Here is a 16593-nt window from a genome sequence, read left to right on the forward strand (position 1 = left end):
TTTACCCAAACCTAAAATCTCAAAAACCTAAAACTTAACCTATGAAAAATCCTAAAAGTATTATCGTGAATATTTTCTCTTGATCACCTTACAAAGATAGCTTACCAATCAGCTAACGCGTTTTAACCACAACTAAGCATAGCTATATGTTATTATCGCTACAAAACAAAAAAGGGAGCGCTTCGCAGCGGCCCCTTTTACCCAAACCTAAAATCTCAAAAACCTAAAACTTAACCTATGAAAAATCCTAAAAGTATTATCGTGAATATTTTCTCTTGATCACCTTACAAAGATAGCTTACCAATCAGCTAACACGTTTTAACCACAGCTAAGCGTAGCTATATGTTACTCTCGCTATAAAACAAAAAAGGGGGCGCTTCGCAGCGGCCCCTTGTAAACTCAAAACAACCTAAACTTAACCTATGAAAAGAATATAATACCTATGAAAATTTCTATCTTCTTACGTTACAAAGGTAGCACGCAAATCAGCTAACGCGTTTTAACCACAGCTAAGCGTAGCTATATGTTACTCTCGCTATAAAACAAAAAAAGGGAGCGCTTCACAGCGGCCCCTTGTAAACTCAAAACAACCTAAACTTAACCTATGAAAAGAATATAATACCTATGAAAATTTCTATCTTCTTACGTTACAAAAATAGTGCACCAATCAGCTAACGCGTTTTAACCACAGCTAAGCATAGCTATAACTTTAAAAAAACAACAAATTCAAACAAAAAGAGGGCGCTTCACAGCGTCCCCTTTTACTAACCCAAAACCTAAAATCTCAAAACAACCTAAAACTTAACCTATGAAAGATGAAATATTCTGTGTTTTCAAAAACTTCTAAATCGCCACCTCTTCAAAAATACATGCTCAAACATATAATTCGGTTTAACGAGGCTTAATCTGATTTAAAACACTTGTTTTCAACCGCATTTATATTGTAAACATCAAATCGAACCATTTTGATTCGTTTGATTGATCAAAAGTGACCAAACATTGACTAACGAATACTTTTGATAATGAAACAGCTGTCGCAGGTTGCATGGTATTGCATACCTACAACGTATTCTAAATAATTACGTACATCTCATTCAGATCAGTCAGAAACTCACCTAAAAATGGACAAAAAACAAGCAAGATGAACCCCTGGAGTAATTGTCTGTTTACCTATAAGAAATTAAACCAATAGCATGAAAACTATCCGATTCAAAACAAATATCAAGTGTAATGGTTGCCTTGCAGCGGTGACCCCCTTTTTAGATCAGGAAGGACAAATAAAAAGTTGGAAGGTAGACCTGATACATCCTGACAAAATACTAGAGGTTATTGCAGATGAAACACTTTCTCCTGAAAGGGTTATTGCATTGGTATCGCTAGGAGGTTACAACGCTGAGCAAATATTTCACTTGCAGTGAGATTTAAGAAGCATCTCCTTATGGTGCATAAGCATGGAGCTTACTCAAAAAGCCCCTCGTCACGCAACAGCAGCAAAATGGCGTTTTGAGGAACTATTAGGTACTTTTCACTCTTAAACTCCACCTCGTAGGTATTTTCCTGTATAAAAACGGCTAAATCGCCAGGCTTTGCTTGCAGCGGAAAGTAAGAGGCACCATCGTGCTTTTTCCAAGATTCATCGGCCTCATTCAGCGTTGGTATGGGGTAACCTGGTCCAACTTTAACCACATAACCGCTCTGAACCTTCTGCTTCTCCTCGACTCCTGGGGGTAAAAACAAACCACTCCTAGTTCTATCCTGAGGGGTCTTAGGCTTCACCAACACTCTATCGCCAACAACGATAAGCTTATCTAAATCCGAAACGTCTACCATCGAGAAAATTTTGACATCTTAGTAGAAACTTTCATACTTCGTTTCCGCCCAGCAACTCCAAAAATCAGATTTTAAGACCAACAACCAGCACGTCGTCCACCTGAATTTGGTCGTTCATCCACCGTTCTAAAGAATCACCAAGCAACTGTCCCTGATCAGCTATTGGCCTGTCGTAAAACGAAAGCAACATTTGCTTAAATCTAGTTGGGCAAAGCTTTTTTCCAGCCGAACCACCAAACTGGTCGGGAAATCCATCGGAGAAGAAGTATAGCAAGTCACCCTCCATCAACTCCACAACATTATTGGTAAAAGGCCTCATTATTTGATAGTTGCCAATTGGCATTCTATCGGGCCAAAACTCCATTAGATGAGGAATACCGGTATCATCCTTGCGAATGAGGTAGAACGCCTGGTTTGCGGCGGCATACTGCATGGTTTTCATATCATCATCAAAGACAGCCAGAACCATATCCATTCCATCAGAAGGATCGGTCATATCTCCAGATGGTTGCAGCGATGAAATTAGGTAGTCGCGCAACTCATCGAGCACCTCGCTGGCAGTTTTAACCTCCTCACGCTTCACTATTTCATTCAGCAGCGCAATTCCGAGCATGCTCATAAAACCACCAGGCACACCATGCCCGGTACAATCTGCAACGGCAAGTATTCTAAACTTTCCAACACGTGCCACCCAGTAAAAATCGCCCCCAACAATGCTCTTAGGATGATTGAATATAAATGAGTTGGGGAAAAGTTGGTTCACGGTTTCCAAGGAGGGCAATGCAGCGGATTGTATTCGCTTAGCGTACAGGATAGAGTCTGTTATCTCCTTCTTTTGCAAGGTAAGCACATCCCGCTGAATTTGCAGCTCATCACGATGGCTAGTCGTTTCCTCATGCTTCTGCTGGAGTTCCCAAGCAAGGTTGGCTAGTGAATTCCTCTGACTCTCTATTTCATCACGTTGTGCAGCTATCTCCTCGCTCTGCTTCTCAATTTCCGAATACTGATAATGGAGTAGCTGAGAAGCTTTCATTTTTTTTCTATAAAAGAAAATAATGAAAGTAATGGAGAGTATTAGTACCAAAATGAATAAAACCAGCAAGTTTCGAACAAAAATTTGACTTTGGCTATGCTCCCTGTTCACCGCTGAAACCTTCTCCTGTTCCGTTTTAGCTTCGTACTGCCGCATCTCCATTTTCCAAATCATTTCCGATTCGGCCATCTTTTGATTGTTCTCCTGGCTAAATATGCTATCGTGTAAAGCGTTAGATTTCTTGTAGAAGCCTATCGATTGCTTCAGATTGCCCAACTTTTCAAACGACTCAGCAAGGGTTGTGGAGGCCCGTTCCTCCTGCCTCAAAGCACCAAGGCTATCACTCAACCTTACCGATCTCTCGCCCCACTCCACAGCCTTATCTAAATCTCCCTTATCATAGAAGAGTTGGGCCATGCTCTGATAAATTGACGCCATGCTGCTCTTGTCCTTCAACCGCTCCTTTATTTGCAGAGCCATCTGCAAATGCTTAAAGGCTTTTCCATACTCTTTAAACTTTCCATAGAGCATGCCGATGTTGTTGTAGAGCATGGAGGTTCCCCGCTGATCCTTCACGGTGAGGAAGTAATTCAGTGCATCAAAATAATGGGCAAGCGCATTTTCATACATCGCCTTGCTTAAGTAGAAGTTACCTAAACTGTTGTTGATATAGGCAATGTAGAGGTTGTTTTTCAATGCATGGGCATATTCGCTTGCTTCACTATAGTATTCTAGGGCCTGCTTAGCTTCACCTTTCTGGTTAACCACTAGCCCTAAATTGTATATGGCTGCCAACATGGAAAGGGTATCCTTCAGGTTATGGGCAATTTTATAGCTGCGCATAAGATGCTCGTATGCCTTAGGATAGTTAGCCTTGTCATAGTAGATTCGACCAATATTGCTCAGCGAATTTGAAATTCCCAGCGAATCACCCATCTCCTCTCGTAGCTGCAACGATTCAAACCCATGCTGCAAGGCGGTATTAAAGTTGCCAAGATTAGAGGATGCAACAGACATGTAGTGCAACACTTCAGAAACCTGCCTCGTATCATTGAACTTTTTTGCCACGGTCAAGACGCTATCGGCTAATACGAGCGACTCCTGCTGCAAACCAATGTGCTGAAGGGAATCTATAACCGTTAAGGACCGCTCAACAAATAGGGAGTCAAGCTTAGAACCACCTCTACCATTAATTAGATGGGCAGGTTGGCATACAGCTATGCCGTAGCAAAATAAAAAAAAGGCTACGAGAACGCTTCGTATGGTAGTGAATCTCAGCATAACTTGCGGCGGCAAATGTGTTTGCAATTTACGAAAAGATTTACCCAAACCTTCAACAAAACAGGTGATATTGAACAACAAATAAGCGATTTATTAAAATCTTGCTGAACTGTCAACCCTAAACCATCCATGATAATTATACAACTGGCTAATTTATTGTAGTGTGGGGCAGTTTTCGACACCTCAATAAAAAAACGGTTGCAAAAATATGCATTTTTCGTTACCTTTGAAATGTTGGCGAGGGATGACCAAAAATTCAACTTTGCAAACACCAACCTCACCTTAATACTCACTCCCTTTTAGGATAAAATGTCCAAATACTGAGGCTTCTCGATAAGAGAAAGACCTTAATTACAAAAGGGTTACCGGCCACAAATTAAAAAGCATAAGGCCGTATGATTTGCATACCAGCTGTTGGAATAAATTCAAATGGAACAATTAACCTAGCTATGCCACTGTATCAACCAGAAATGATTGCCCTTTCAGGAAAGGCTCATCGTCTGCTAAAGCAGCTTGTTATGGAGAATCCTCGCGTCAAGGATATCTATTCCGCTGCAAACAATGATGATGAAGCAAAAGTCCTTTTGCAAAGTTGGGCCATGGAAATTCTGGTTGAAAACCCCATTGCACTTCAATACTACAAAAACGAAAAGACAGGTCGAAAAGCATTTGAGCAGTTGAGGTGGAAAGATTTTGCTGCCATACGCATTTTGGACTATATCGACAATGCTGGCAGAGTGTTTGAAAACCCATATCGTAAAAGCATCATTTCTATTTCAGATCCTTTTAAAATTCTTTGGTGGGCAATAAAACAAAACGGTGGAGGAGCAAAACCCCAATTTTTCCATGATTTAATTTTCCTTTTTCGCCAACTCACCCAACAACTTCCTCCAACAAAGCCTTCCACAGAGAAGGTTCTAAAGTGGATGGATCGATGGAACGATGGATTAGACGAGGAACTTATCGACATTAGACGGAAAAACAAAAGCCGCATTATTGACCTGCTCATTCAGAAGATGGATTGCGGCGAACTCACCGACACCAAATACACCTTTCCACCCGGCTGCAGCCAAGTAGAGAAAGTTGCGCTAGTAAATAGCTGGTGGGATGAACATCTCTTCCACCTACGGTTTGCCATCCGCTCACCTCAGCTGATGAATGAGATGCTGAATCATTCCCTCGACACTGACACCATGAACTTGATGGAATCTGCAGAAAAAAAGGGAATCCCTTTCTTCGTAAACCCATACTACCTGTCGCTGCTTAATGCAACACCTAACGCACACCACGCAAACAGCGACCTCGCCATACGGCACTACGTAATATACAGCAAACAGCTCATTGAGGAGTTTGGACGAATTGAGGCGTGGGAAAAGGAGGATACCGTGGAGTTGGGAAAACCCAATGCTGCCGGATGGCTGCTACCTTCAACCCACAGTATCCATAGGCGATATCCCGACGTGGCCATACTAATTCCCGAAACAATGGGTAGGGCTTGCGGTGGACTCTGCTCCTCGTGCCAACGGATGTATGATTTTCAGCGAGGAAACCTGAACTTCAACCTCGAGAAGCTCACGCCAAAGGAGAAGTGGGAGGATAAACTCATGCGCCACCTCACCTACTATGAAACCGACACCCAGCTGCGCGACATCTTAATCACCGGGGGCGATGCACTGATGAGCCGCAATGCTTCTCTAGAGCGCATTCTAGAGGCGGTATACCAAATGGCATGGCGAAAAAAAGAGGCCAACAAAGAACGACCCGATGGTGAGAAATATGCCGAGATAGTCCGTGTTAGGCTTGGAACTCGTCTACCAGCCTATCTGCCACAGCGGGTAACGCCCAGCCTTGCAACCATATTGGCTAACTTTAGAAAAAAAGCCAGCAAGATTGGTATAAAGCAGTTTGTCATACAAACGCACTATGAATCACCCCTGGAGATTACACCAGAGGCAAAGCTGGCAGTGGAGCGTCTCATTGCTGCCGGATGGATAGTTACCAACCAAGTAGTATTTACTACTGCTGTCTCCCGAAGAGGACACACTGCTAAACTTCGTAAAACATTGAATAAGCTGGGAGTACTAACCTACTACACCTTCTCTGTAAAGGGATTTCTCGAGAACACCTTCAACTATGCTACCAATGCCCGCGCCGTGCAGGAGCAAATTGAAGAAAAGATAGTTGGACGTATTCCTTTGGAATACTACACCCACATTAAGAACTTCAACGATAATCCGGAGAAAATGAAGGAGAACATTGAACTTCTCCAACAAAAGGCAAACCTCCCCTTTCTGGCTACCGACCGCAATGTGATTAACCTTCCTGGAGTTGGTAAAAGCTTAACCTTTAGAACCATTGGCATCACCAACTGGGGTAGACGAATTTTGGAGTTCAGCTACGACCCAACCCGCAGCCATAGCCCTGTGGTTAACAAAAAAGAGAAGGTAATTATTGTTGAATCGAAAACCATTAGCGACTACCTACACCAGCTAGAGGAGATGGGTGAAGAGGTAGCCGATTACTCGAGTGTTTGGGGCTACTCCATTGGTGAAACAGAACCGGTGCAGCCAATATTTGAATACCCTGCCTATCCATTCCAAACCACCACCGTTGTTTCCAATATTGTGATGGGTGACAAAAAGAGCGAGGAGTAAGGGAAAAGTGACTGGTGACTGGTGACCGGTTGACTCAACCATTGCTCCATTGTATTGTTTGAAGAGTTAGAACTTTGGTAGAAGCCAGTTCAATTTCGACCACAACCCTCAAGCTGGTTTTGCCAAGTAATAAAAATGCTGTAAATTTAACTTGTTCAACAAAAAAGTAACGCTATGAGTATGTTGAAACCGGGTGACAAAGCGCCTGAATTTTCGGGAAAAGACCAGAATGGAGCACCCATATCGCTTTTGGACTATAAGGGGAAAAAGTTAATTCTATACTTCTACCCAAAGGATAACACTCCCGGATGCACCGCCGAGGCATGCAGCCTGCGCGACGGCTACGAGGAGCTCACCAAGCTGGGCTTCGACGTGGTGGGCGTAAGTGCCGACAGCGAGAAAAGCCACCAAGAATTCATTGGCAAGTTCAACCTTCCCTTTCGTCTAATTTCTGATACCAGCCAAGAGATTATTAAGGCCTATGGAGCCTGGGGTGAAAAAAAAATGTACGGAAAATCCTATGAAGGAATATTAAGAACTACCTTTGTAGTGGGAGCAGATGGACGCATCGAAAAGGTGTTCGACAAGGTGAAAACCGCCGACCACGTAAGCCAAATATTATCGGAAATGGCCTAACCATTTCGCAGCCAATTGCCTCTGCACCCCGACGTATAAACTAATAACATTGAAGATAGATGGAACCGGAAAAACTAGAAAAACAGGAGAAGGTAGAGAAGCCAAAAAAGGAGAACGGCATAAATGCCGAAAAGCTGAAAGCGCTGCAGGCCACCCTCGACAAGATTGAGAAGGATTTTGGGAAAGGCACCATTATGCGGATGGGCGACAAGCCCTTTGCCGATGTGCCTACCATTTCGGCGGGTTCCATTGCACTGGACATTGCGCTAGGAATTGGTGGCTATCCACGTGGCCGTATTGTGGAAATTTATGGTCCTGAATCGTCGGGTAAAACTACGCTGGCCATCCACGCCATTGCCGAGGCTCAGAAGGCAGGAGGAATTGCGGCCATTATCGACGCCGAGCACGCCTTCGACCGCACCTATGCCGAGAAGCTTGGCGTTAACCTCGACAACCTCTTTATCTCTCAGCCAGACAATGGCGAGCAGGCGCTGGAGATTACCGACCACCTCATCCGTTCAGGTGCAATCGACATTATTGTGATTGACTCCGTGGCCGCACTTACCCCAAAAGCCGAAATTGAGGGCGAAATGGGTGAGTCCAAAATGGGACTACAGGCAAGGTTGATGTCGCAGGCGCTGCGTAAGCTCACCGCCAACATCAACAAGACCAACACCTGCTGCATCTTTATCAATCAGCTGCGCGAAAAGATTGGGGTAATGTTTGGCAACCCCGAAACCACCACCGGTGGTAACGCACTAAAGTTTTACGCTTCCGTGCGTGTGGATATTCGCCGTATTGGCCAGCTCAAGGACGGTGAGGACAGCACGGGTAACCGCGTAAGGGTTAAAATTATAAAGAACAAGATGGCTCCGCCGTTTAAAAAGGCAGAGTTCGATATAATGTACGGCGAGGGCATCTCCAAGATTGGTGAGATTATCGACCTCGGCGTGGAGCTCAACATTATTAAGAAGAGCGGTTCGTGGTTTAGCTACGGTGAAACTCGCCTTGGTCAGGGGCGCGATGCAGTTAAAGCCCTCCTTCAGGATAACCCCGAGCTCAGCAACGAGCTGGAGGTCAAAATACGTGAGGCACTCAAGGTGGTTGCCTAAGCAAGCAACAGAACACATTCATCACAAAAGCCAAATCCACTCGGATTTGGCTTTTACTTTTGCAGTGGTGCCAAGCAATACAATTAATCAGCTACCTTTATTAGCCTAAAACTAACAAGAATGCCCATGAAGCAGCACATTGCCCACGTTACCCTGCTGGTGAACGACTACGATGAGGCCATTGAATTCTACACCCAGAAGTTGCACTTTACTCTATTGGAGGACACCTCGCTAACCGATACCAAGCGATGGGTAAGGGTTGCCCCTCCCGGTTCCACAGCAACCTACCTGCTGTTGGCCAAGGCGGCCAACCATGAGGAGCAGCAGCATGTGGGAAACCAAACCGGAGGACGGGTATTTCTGTTTCTCTATACCGACAACTTGGCTCGCGACTACAAAAACCTTGTTGAAAAAGGCGTTACCATTGTTCGCCCACCCGTGGTGGAGGCGTACGGAACGGTAGCCGTATTTGCCGACCTTTACGGAAATTTGTGGGATTTGCTGGAGCCAAAAGGGTAGGTTAAACTTATCTACCCCTGCAGTATTCAACCTCATTTTGCAAGTAGGCATCTCGTTGCCCTACCTGTTTAGCAATAAAAGTGTCAGTTCCGCATGATTTCACTGGAACTCCGCATCGAATAAAACCAACTATATCCGCGTTGAAGACAGAAGTGAACTAGTCGCCAAGCATCGATAATGATTCCTGTATTGCTTCAATTCGAGCTGGCCTATTTATTGAATAAGTATGGCTATTAGCCGCCAAAAAATTAAAAAGAGCGAGGGATTTTTCCAATAAATTCCGTTTTAGCGCAGCATCCTGTTGCACCATTGCATCTTGGTAAAACAGCTCTGCCAGCATCTCCATTCTTGGAATGCTATCCTTTTGCAAGTCTTTTTCAGCAACAAATCCGGCGATAATACTCTCAATGCTGCTGCTGTAAAAGAAAGTGATGTTGTTACCCAAATATTGTTCGTAAAGGCCACTGAGCTGGATTCGAATCTCCTCAACGTTGTCCTTATACCTTCCTGAAAATAACTCGGTTAAAGCATCAAAGAACTGCTTCACCATTCGCATTAAATAATCTCTTTTTATCATGACGTTTATGCCTGCAAGAAAAAGAACAAAATGGAAAACGAACTATTGAAAATGGAGATTAACTTTTAAGCGTCAATTGATGTATGCTTTACTGTTCTGTGGCTGCAGCGTATGAATACTAACTCCCTCGCATCTATCCTACCTGACATTTCCATAAAACCTTAGCATTTCAAAGTTAGTAAATAATTGCGCCTCTCCCACCGTCATCCTATACTGGTCCTGTTCCCACAGCACAATGGGCGCCAATAGCAATATTTTTTCCTACCTTTAGGATTTTGTGGTTATAAATCCAGCCTAATGCCATGATAAAGTTTGCCGTTATTGAAAATCGGGTTGATAAGAGCGACAACCACCTCCACCGTGTAGAAAGTTTAGGCCCATTGCACGACGTAACAACTACACCCCTTTGTGAAGAATCTATTGACAGCATAACCGAAAACGAAAAGGTAGTGGTGGTATTCAATATCAAGCTCGACGATGAGGAGGGCAAAGCACTGCTCCGCCTTGTACGTAACCAACAAGCAAAGGTGTGCCTTTACCTTTCGGAAGATGTGGAAAACCCCTTTTCTCCCAACTGCGCCATGGCTGCCGCCAATTGGATTCTCTACGATAGCAACCAGCAAAACAGCTTAACGGAAGATTTCAATAAGGTATTTGAGCAGGAGCTTGCCATTGCTCCCACGGTGACCAACAAGCTCATAAAATTTATTACTCAACCACAATTTAAGAATTGGAAGCATGCCTCATCTCTCACCACTCGGGAGCTAGAAGTAATGAACTTAATTGCCGAAGGTAACCTCAACAAGGAAATTGCCGATAAGCTAGGCATCAGCCTGCAAACGGTAAAAAACCATGTTAAGAATATCTACCCAAAAATGGGTGCTAGCAACCGTTTCGAGGCTATTCAACGATTTGTTGAAAGCAGCAACGAACAAGTTTCACCCATTTAACTACTTCATTTCTCATTTTTCCATAGCTACATTAGTTTAGGCCATAGCCCCAAAGGGCTATTTACATTGTTTTTAATGTAATCGTAACTTAGGGACATTAGAAAAAACTAAGCTATGACAGGAAGTATTGCAATTGACGTGGCATTGGGATTAGTATTTATTTACACCCTCTACAGCCTATTTGCTACAACGCTGGTGGAAGTCATTGCCACCATTTTTCAAACCAGGGCAAGGTTTCTGGAAAAAGGAATTAAGCGCATGCTCGATGACGACACGCAACCCGTTTTCGCCAAAGAGTTCTATCAAATGCCGCTCATAAAGTACATGGCAAGCGGTCTCTGGAAAATCTTCAATAAGCCGGCCTATCTTAAGGCCCGGAATTTTTCGCAGGCACTGCTCCAGCTGCTGAAAGATCAATCGCAGGAAGGAGCTGCAACGCTCGACAAAATCCGAGCTGCACTTGAGGCCAAGCAATATACCCAAACGGGTAAGTATCTTCTCAACTTGCTGAATGATGCCGAAAACGACCTAGAAAAGTTTAAGGAAAAGTTGGAAACATGGTACGACGACACCATGGCGCGAGTAAGCGGTTGGTATAAAAGGCGTATTTCCCTTATTACATTTATCGTAGGGCTCGTTCTGGCGACCATTTTCAACGTAGATTCATTTCAAATTGTGAATAAACTTTCCAAAGACCCCAAAGCTCGCGAGCAATATGTTCAGCTGGCTGGACAGCTGGCTGCCGATACAACATTTGCAAACGACTCCACAGTAAGAGATTCGCTCATTAAAAACCTTAACACGCTTCAACTCTACGCCTCCCAGAGTATTGACGTATTGGGCACCAAACGAGTAAACTGTACCACGGATACAACTTCCACTACTGCAATGAAAAACGGTAAAGACACTCCAAGCAGGCACTGCTACCTAAAGGCAATGTGGTATTCCAGCTGGGATAATTTCTGGGGCTGCCTCATTACAGCAATTGCCCTTAGCCTTGGAGCACCCTTCTGGTTCGACCTGCTAAACAAGATTGTGAAGCTGCGCGGCTCACTGGGAGTCGCCACTTCTGCAGAAGAAAAAGCAAAATCGACTCAACAGCCATAAGTAATGCAAGAATACTGGTGGCTGGATGACTATGGCATACCCACACTTCATTCCCAGGGGTTTACAGGTAAGGGAATAAAGATAGCCGTGCTGGACACGGGGGTATGCCTAACTCATCCAGCTCTCAAATTGGACAAAAACCTGCTGCACGACGTTACCGGAAGTCCTTCAGGAACCGAAGACATTGACGGGCATGGAACTCACTGCATTGGAACAATCAATTCTACCTCTGACGGAAACGGGAACCTATTGGGTATTGCCCCCGATGCCGAAATTTATGTATGCAAAGTAACTCACGACATTGTCCGCGATAATAGTTATTACCTTAAAACGGCAATTGAATGGGCTATTCAACAAAATGTAGATGTTATATCTATAAGCCAAGGTTTTCCATCAAATGATAGCGACCTCGAACAAGCTGTTAAAGTTGGGATAGACCATGGGATACTTTTTATCTGTGCAGCAGGAAATAAACCCAATGGATTTCGCTGTGACCATATTTACTATCCTGCTCATTACAATTCCGTAATTTCGGTTGGAGCCATCGACCAAAACAGGATGCCCATTGCAAGCTCCATTCTTACGGGCGAGACAACCATCTTTGCACCCGGAGACAATATTCTTTCCACCTACATTAACAACGGGTACGCAAGGCTCACCGGTTCAAGCCAAGCAACCCCGTTTGTTGCTGCCCTCTGTGCCCTTTTCGTTGAGGAGCAACGAAGGGTTAATCCAACTTATAAGGCATTGCAATTAAGTCCCATGTTGTTAAAAGAAACCGACAGTTTTCAGTATGGGAAAATCATCGCTCCTTTAAAAATTCTAAAAACGATAAAGCCATGAAAAATTTAACAATACTTACTCTTTTGTTGCTTGCCATCGCTCCATGCGCCCTTTCCCAGAATCCATTTTACGACGCACAAGAGTTAGCAAAATTCAAATACATCTTGATAAATGGATGTCCAACATTAATTGTATCAACCAATGAAGACAGTTCAACCATTGCCAAAATACTAAAAAAGTATAAGCCAAATGCCACTAATTACAAAGAACTAGCCGAAACCTTCGCCCAAAATCCCTTTTTCAAAATTCCATACTCGGCAAGCCAGTCTGTCAACACCAGCACATTCAACATTGCAGCCTATGCCAACGAATTTGGGAAAGGGCTCGGTCAGCTTGGAGGCCTCGACGTTACCACCCTTGCCGACGGCTTTGCCAAGTTTATTGTTGAACGAACCAAGCTGGAGCTGAACGCCGCCTTCTTCTCCCGCTTTCAGGAGGAGATTGAAAAACCGGAGTACAAGGATTTACAAACTATATTCCCTCAAACCTACAGAGCGCTTACCACCATTGGAGAGGAAATTTACAACTACGAAGGATACCTCCAAACCTTACGCGAATGCTTTAAGAACGACCTAAACGACCTAACCAACACGCTCCCCGCTATTGTTGACAACCACCCCGATTTCTTTGCAAAATTTCCCGAGCTGGAGGCATTGCTGAACAGTGGCTGCTACCTTGCCTCCGAATTGAAGAATAAAGTACATCCGGGCGATATTCTCAACAGCTATCCTGTAACCTACCTCGATAAGCTTTCACCCGACAGTAAGGGGGCCATCCAAACCCTTCAGCTCGTATCGGCCTCGCTTCGCAAATTTCCAACCGACGACAAAAGCTACTGGGTTAGCACAGCGCAGCTGAATGAGCTCGTTGGCGATAAGGTTGCCTTTCGAATTTACCTTGGATTAATCTACCAACAGGCCATACTGCCACCCTACAACTCCATTCAGTTTAGCCAAACAACCCTAGTGGCAGCGCTAAGCCAGTTGGCAACGGATTTCAACAATGGTTACGACAAGTATGTGACATACCTCTACCAGTTTGAAGGGAAGGTGAACTCCCTCAAGCAGCTCATGGACAGCTACCAAACGCCCATGAAGGACTCCCTTGCGGTTGAATTCTACGCCAAGTATGCCAACGCCTCACTCGACATTTTTAAACAGGCCACCCAAGCCGGTAAGCTGCCCTACATAAACCTGCCACAGCTAGCCGACACCCTCCACGACTTCTTCGACGTAGCACAAACTGCCTGCGACCTTACCCTTGCCATCAACCGTTGCAACTACGGAGCAGCCATTGTTAACGGTGCGCACATTTACGATGTGGTAATAAGCAAGCACCTCAACCAGCCCTTGAACGGCACCACGGTTGGCGTAACATTCCACATCTCGCCCAAGGTGAAAGAGAAGCTCTTCCTCTACGGCTCGCTCATGGCATCGGTTGCACAGGCCAAAACCTCCGACGAGGTTAAAACGGCCATCGACGCCATTGCGCTACCGCCAGGCTCAGCCCGCACAAAGAGGGAATCGGCGTTCAATGTTTCCGTGAATGCCTACTGCGGAATGTATGCCGGCTACGAGAAGATAAAGGGAATAGACCACGGCTACCAGGAGGTTACCTTTAAAAAGTGGAACAGCTACGGCGTTACAGCCCCCATTGGATTTGCCATAAGCACAGGCCAGCAGCATGTAATTCCGTTTATAAACAAATGGTGCAGCAAGCAAAGGCACTGGTCGCACACGCTGTTTGTATCGGTGGTAGACATAGGAGCACTTACCGCTTTCCGCTTCGCCGGCGACAGCACCAGCACCGCCCCCAAGGTGGAGCTCAAGGACATAATCTCCCCCGGACTATTCTACTCCATTGGTATTCCCAAGTCGCCCATATCGGTTAACGTGGGCTACCAGCTTGGACCGCTGCTGCGGAACGTTTCGGCCACACAAAACAGCTACAACAACAGCTATACCCGCTTTAGCGTATCCATTTGCGTGGATATTCCGGTGCTGAATCTCTATAACAAGCCACGTTAACAGCTAAATCCATTAGCCATGCCCAACATTTCTCAAACCACCGTATACAATGCCCTAAAAAGCAAGGGGTATAGAATTTTTGAGGCAGATGATAAGCCCTATAACCTCAACCTTGTAGGCATTCGAAACAACGCCGGCAAGCCCAACCTTTTCGACGATTGGATTGCCGTGCTATGGAAATACAAGGGGAATTGGAACTTTGTGGTTTACCAAGCCACCACCGACCCCGGGCTATACTGGCTGCAGCATCCCGAAAACGCCCTTGGAACGGCAATTGTAAAGGAGGGGCAGTATCCCGGAAGCCACAAGCTGGGGCTTCACAAGGGCTACAAGGCTCTGCAACAAGTTGGCAACCTCACCGTTATCCGCGATTACAACAAGGATGGCGTGCTCGACTACAGCTCGGGCAAGGAGACCACCGGCAACAGCTACGGTATCAATATTCACCGGGCTACCTATAACGGGATATCGTTAAATGTAAATAAATGGTCTGCCGGATGTCAGGTGCTGGCCAACTCCTTCGAGTTCGACCAGCTCATGGGCATGTGCACCGAGGCCGTAAAGCACTGGGGCAACTCCTTTACCTACACCCTTATCAACAGCAACGACCTAAAATAGCAAAGCCATGGAAAGCAATACACCACCATACAGCCAGCGGCACGGGTATATTCCCGCTGCCAAGTAATAAGTATCAGCGTTGAGAGAATCTCAAGCATGTAGCATATCTATGCACAGATTGTTTAAACTAAAACTTATTGAACTATGGAAAACAGAGTCTCCTTCAGCATCACCCCCGAGGTGGAGCAGAGCATTCTCGATGCCATTGCGCAAATAGAGAGTGACCTACCCATGCTCATCAACCTATCGGCGGAAGACCGCCACGACCTCCCCAAAATGGGCGACAAAACGCTGGCCTTTGTGACCAAATCGTTGGAATACGCCAAGCAAAATCCGGGAGTGGTACCTCCCTTTTTGAATATACCCGAATTTGAGAAGGATGTAAATGCAGCAACATCCATGTCGAAAATTCTGCGGCCACTCAAGCAGCTGCTCGAAAGAATAGACGACACCACCATGCTCACCGGTAGCGAAGCCTACTCCGCTGCCCTTATTTTTTACGGTGCTGTAAAAGGTGCCGCCAAGGCCGATGTGGGCGGTATGAAAACCGTATACGACGACCTGCAGTCCCGGTTCCCGGGCAGGAGCAAAACCGCTGCACCCACCCAAAGTTAGGGCAGCCCCAATACCTCTAACGTGGTAGGGCTAGGGCTCCAAAGTTGAATATTGTTGATGCCTAGCCTGTTTGTTTGGTTGCAGGAAAGAGGCACCCCCCCCGGAAGCAAAGCTGCAGTAGGTGGTGCAAACAGCACCGCCTACTAACCGCTTCACCGGATGCAGCTTTCCTGCTTTTTTTACATAGCAAGGGGGTTACCTCCATATCCTTCCGAAAAAGTGGGGCAACCCCTCCAACTCAACCTCTACACTCCCCCACCGCTTCCTCCTTTTCGCCCCAATTGCCTCTCCAAGAAACCTTTTTGTCGCTCCAAGCGATCTTTTTCTCACTCAGAGAAACCTTTTTGATTCTCTGAGTGACCTTTCTCTCGCTCAGGAAAACCTTTTTCTCGCGGCTAGTGACCTTTTTCTCTCCCGGAGAAACCTTTTTGGTTCTCCGAGCGACCTTTTTGTTTCTCGAAGCGACCTTTTTCTCGCTCCGAGAGGGAATTTGCCTCTCGGAGAGGGAAATTGGTGCTCGGATAGGGAAATTGGTGCTCGGCGAGGGAAATTTTACAGGGTATTATAATCAATAGATAACTGATTTTTCGTAATTTTAAATACTTCATTTTTAATCAATACAGCAATAAAACCATGGAAGAATCAATCAATAATAAACTACCTCGCAGCAGAGCTGACGAGGTATTAAAACAAAGACAGTTGCTGACTGTGTATCTTTATATATTCTTTTTCTCGACCTTGACCCTTTACATACGCTTGTATTGTAGATTCATCTCCATGCTTACCTACTG

Annotated in this window: 14 protein-coding genes; 11 read left to right on the forward strand and 3 right to left on the reverse strand. The window is 45.2% G+C overall.

Going from position 1 to position 16593, the window contains the following annotated elements; translation table 11 throughout:
* Positions 1-1193 precede the first annotated feature (1193 nt).
* Positions 1194-1418, forward strand: coding sequence for a hypothetical protein (locus VMW01_06990; GenBank protein ID HUW05988.1), 225 nt, complete (start codon positions 1194-1196; stop codon positions 1416-1418).
* 40 nt (positions 1419-1458) lie between these two features.
* On the opposite strand, the gene VMW01_06995 is transcribed toward VMW01_06990, so the two are convergent.
* Together VMW01_06995 and VMW01_07000 are read right to left on the reverse strand one after the other, a co-directional pair.
* Positions 1459-1830, reverse strand: a complete 372-nt coding sequence (locus VMW01_06995) for a co-chaperone GroES family protein (GenBank protein ID HUW05989.1) — start codon at positions 1828-1830, stop codon at positions 1459-1461.
* Between the two features lie 64 nt (positions 1831-1894).
* Positions 1895-4144 (reverse strand): tetratricopeptide repeat protein, encoded by a 2250-nt coding sequence (locus VMW01_07000; GenBank protein HUW05990.1) that lies wholly within the window; start codon positions 4142-4144, stop codon positions 1895-1897.
* 395 nt (positions 4145-4539) lie between these two features.
* On the opposite strand from VMW01_07000, the gene VMW01_07005 reads away from it, so the two are divergent.
* From VMW01_07005 to VMW01_07020, 4 genes are all read left to right on the forward strand, one after another.
* Positions 4540-6798 carry a hypothetical protein gene (locus VMW01_07005; protein HUW05991.1) on the forward strand — a complete coding sequence of 753 codons (2259 nt, stop codon included), beginning with the start codon at positions 4540-4542 and terminating at the stop codon, positions 6796-6798.
* A 174-nt stretch (positions 6799-6972) separates the two neighbouring features.
* The gene (bcp, locus tag VMW01_07010; GenBank protein HUW05992.1) at positions 6973-7434 is read left to right on the forward strand and encodes a thioredoxin-dependent thiol peroxidase; all 462 of its coding nucleotides are present in this window, start codon (positions 6973-6975) and stop codon (positions 7432-7434) included.
* A gap of 59 nt (positions 7435-7493) precedes the next feature.
* Entirely contained in the window at positions 7494-8546 is a 1053-nt protein-coding gene (gene recA / locus VMW01_07015) for a recombinase RecA (GenBank protein ID HUW05993.1), read from the forward strand.
* A 126-nt stretch (positions 8547-8672) separates the two neighbouring features.
* Positions 8673-9065, forward strand: a complete 393-nt coding sequence (locus VMW01_07020) for a VOC family protein (GenBank protein HUW05994.1) — start codon at positions 8673-8675, stop codon at positions 9063-9065.
* Positions 9066-9222: 157 nt separating this feature from the next.
* Here the strand turns inward: VMW01_07020 and VMW01_07025 are convergent, their stop codons facing one another.
* A complete protein-coding gene (locus VMW01_07025; protein HUW05995.1) occupies positions 9223-9642 on the reverse strand; it encodes a hypothetical protein in 420 nt (139 codons plus the stop codon).
* A gap of 302 nt (positions 9643-9944) precedes the next feature.
* On the opposite strand from VMW01_07025, the gene VMW01_07030 reads away from it, so the two are divergent.
* The 6 genes from VMW01_07030 to VMW01_07055 all read left to right on the forward strand — a co-directional run bounded on the left by VMW01_07030 (position 9945) and on the right by VMW01_07055 (position 15802).
* Positions 9945-10592 (forward strand): response regulator transcription factor, encoded by a 648-nt coding sequence (locus tag VMW01_07030; GenBank protein ID HUW05996.1) that lies wholly within the window; start codon positions 9945-9947, stop codon positions 10590-10592.
* Between the two features lie 114 nt (positions 10593-10706).
* Complete coding sequence (locus tag VMW01_07035; protein ID HUW05997.1) at positions 10707-11699, forward strand: hypothetical protein; 993 nt, start codon at positions 10707-10709, stop codon at positions 11697-11699.
* A 3-nt stretch (positions 11700-11702) separates the two neighbouring features.
* Positions 11703-12542: a S8 family serine peptidase gene (locus VMW01_07040; GenBank protein HUW05998.1), complete on the forward strand. Its 840-nt coding sequence runs from the start codon at positions 11703-11705 to the stop codon at positions 12540-12542.
* Positions 12539-14569: a hypothetical protein gene (locus VMW01_07045; GenBank protein HUW05999.1), complete on the forward strand. Its 2031-nt coding sequence runs from the start codon at positions 12539-12541 to the stop codon at positions 14567-14569. The genes VMW01_07040 and VMW01_07045 overlap by 4 nt, the downstream gene beginning before the upstream one ends.
* An 18-nt stretch (positions 14570-14587) precedes the next feature.
* Entirely contained in the window at positions 14588-15187 is a 600-nt protein-coding gene (locus VMW01_07050; protein ID HUW06000.1) for a hypothetical protein, read from the forward strand.
* Between the two features lie 144 nt (positions 15188-15331).
* A complete protein-coding gene (locus VMW01_07055) occupies positions 15332-15802 on the forward strand; it encodes a hypothetical protein (protein ID HUW06001.1) in 471 nt (156 codons plus the stop codon).
* Positions 15803-16593: the final 791 nt, after the last annotated feature.

It is taken from the genome of Williamwhitmania sp., assembly GCA_035529935.1.
In the GTDB taxonomy this organism is placed as follows: Bacteria; Bacteroidota; Bacteroidia; order Bacteroidales; family Williamwhitmaniaceae; genus Williamwhitmania.

Bases quoted from the DNA above. Each gene is read 5' to 3' on its own strand.
- VMW01_07025 (HUW05995.1), bottom strand. From the start codon at position 9,642: ATGATAAAAAGAGATTATTTAATGCGAATGGTGAAGCAGTTCTTTGAT.
- VMW01_07020 (HUW05994.1), top strand. From the start codon at position 8,673: ATGAAGCAGCACATTGCCCACGTTACCCTGCTGGTGAACGACTACGAT.
- VMW01_07045 (HUW05999.1), top strand. From the start codon at position 12,539: ATGAAAAATTTAACAATACTTACTCTTTTGTTGCTTGCCATCGCTCCA.
- VMW01_07030 (HUW05996.1), top strand. From the start codon at position 9,945: ATGATAAAGTTTGCCGTTATTGAAAATCGGGTTGATAAGAGCGACAAC.
- VMW01_07055 (HUW06001.1), top strand. From the start codon at position 15,332: ATGGAAAACAGAGTCTCCTTCAGCATCACCCCCGAGGTGGAGCAGAGC.
- VMW01_06995 (HUW05989.1), bottom strand. From the start codon at position 1,830: ATGGTAGACGTTTCGGATTTAGATAAGCTTATCGTTGTTGGCGATAGA.
- VMW01_07035 (HUW05997.1), top strand. From the start codon at position 10,707: ATGACAGGAAGTATTGCAATTGACGTGGCATTGGGATTAGTATTTATT.
- recA (HUW05993.1), top strand. From the start codon at position 7,494: ATGGAACCGGAAAAACTAGAAAAACAGGAGAAGGTAGAGAAGCCAAAA.
- VMW01_07040 (HUW05998.1), top strand. From the start codon at position 11,703: ATGCAAGAATACTGGTGGCTGGATGACTATGGCATACCCACACTTCAT.
- VMW01_06990 (HUW05988.1), top strand. From the start codon at position 1,194: ATGAAAACTATCCGATTCAAAACAAATATCAAGTGTAATGGTTGCCTT.
- VMW01_07000 (HUW05990.1), bottom strand. From the start codon at position 4,144: ATGCTGAGATTCACTACCATACGAAGCGTTCTCGTAGCCTTTTTTTTA.
- VMW01_07005 (HUW05991.1), top strand. From the start codon at position 4,540: ATGATTTGCATACCAGCTGTTGGAATAAATTCAAATGGAACAATTAAC.
- bcp (HUW05992.1), top strand. From the start codon at position 6,973: ATGAGTATGTTGAAACCGGGTGACAAAGCGCCTGAATTTTCGGGAAAA.
- VMW01_07050 (HUW06000.1), top strand. From the start codon at position 14,588: ATGCCCAACATTTCTCAAACCACCGTATACAATGCCCTAAAAAGCAAG.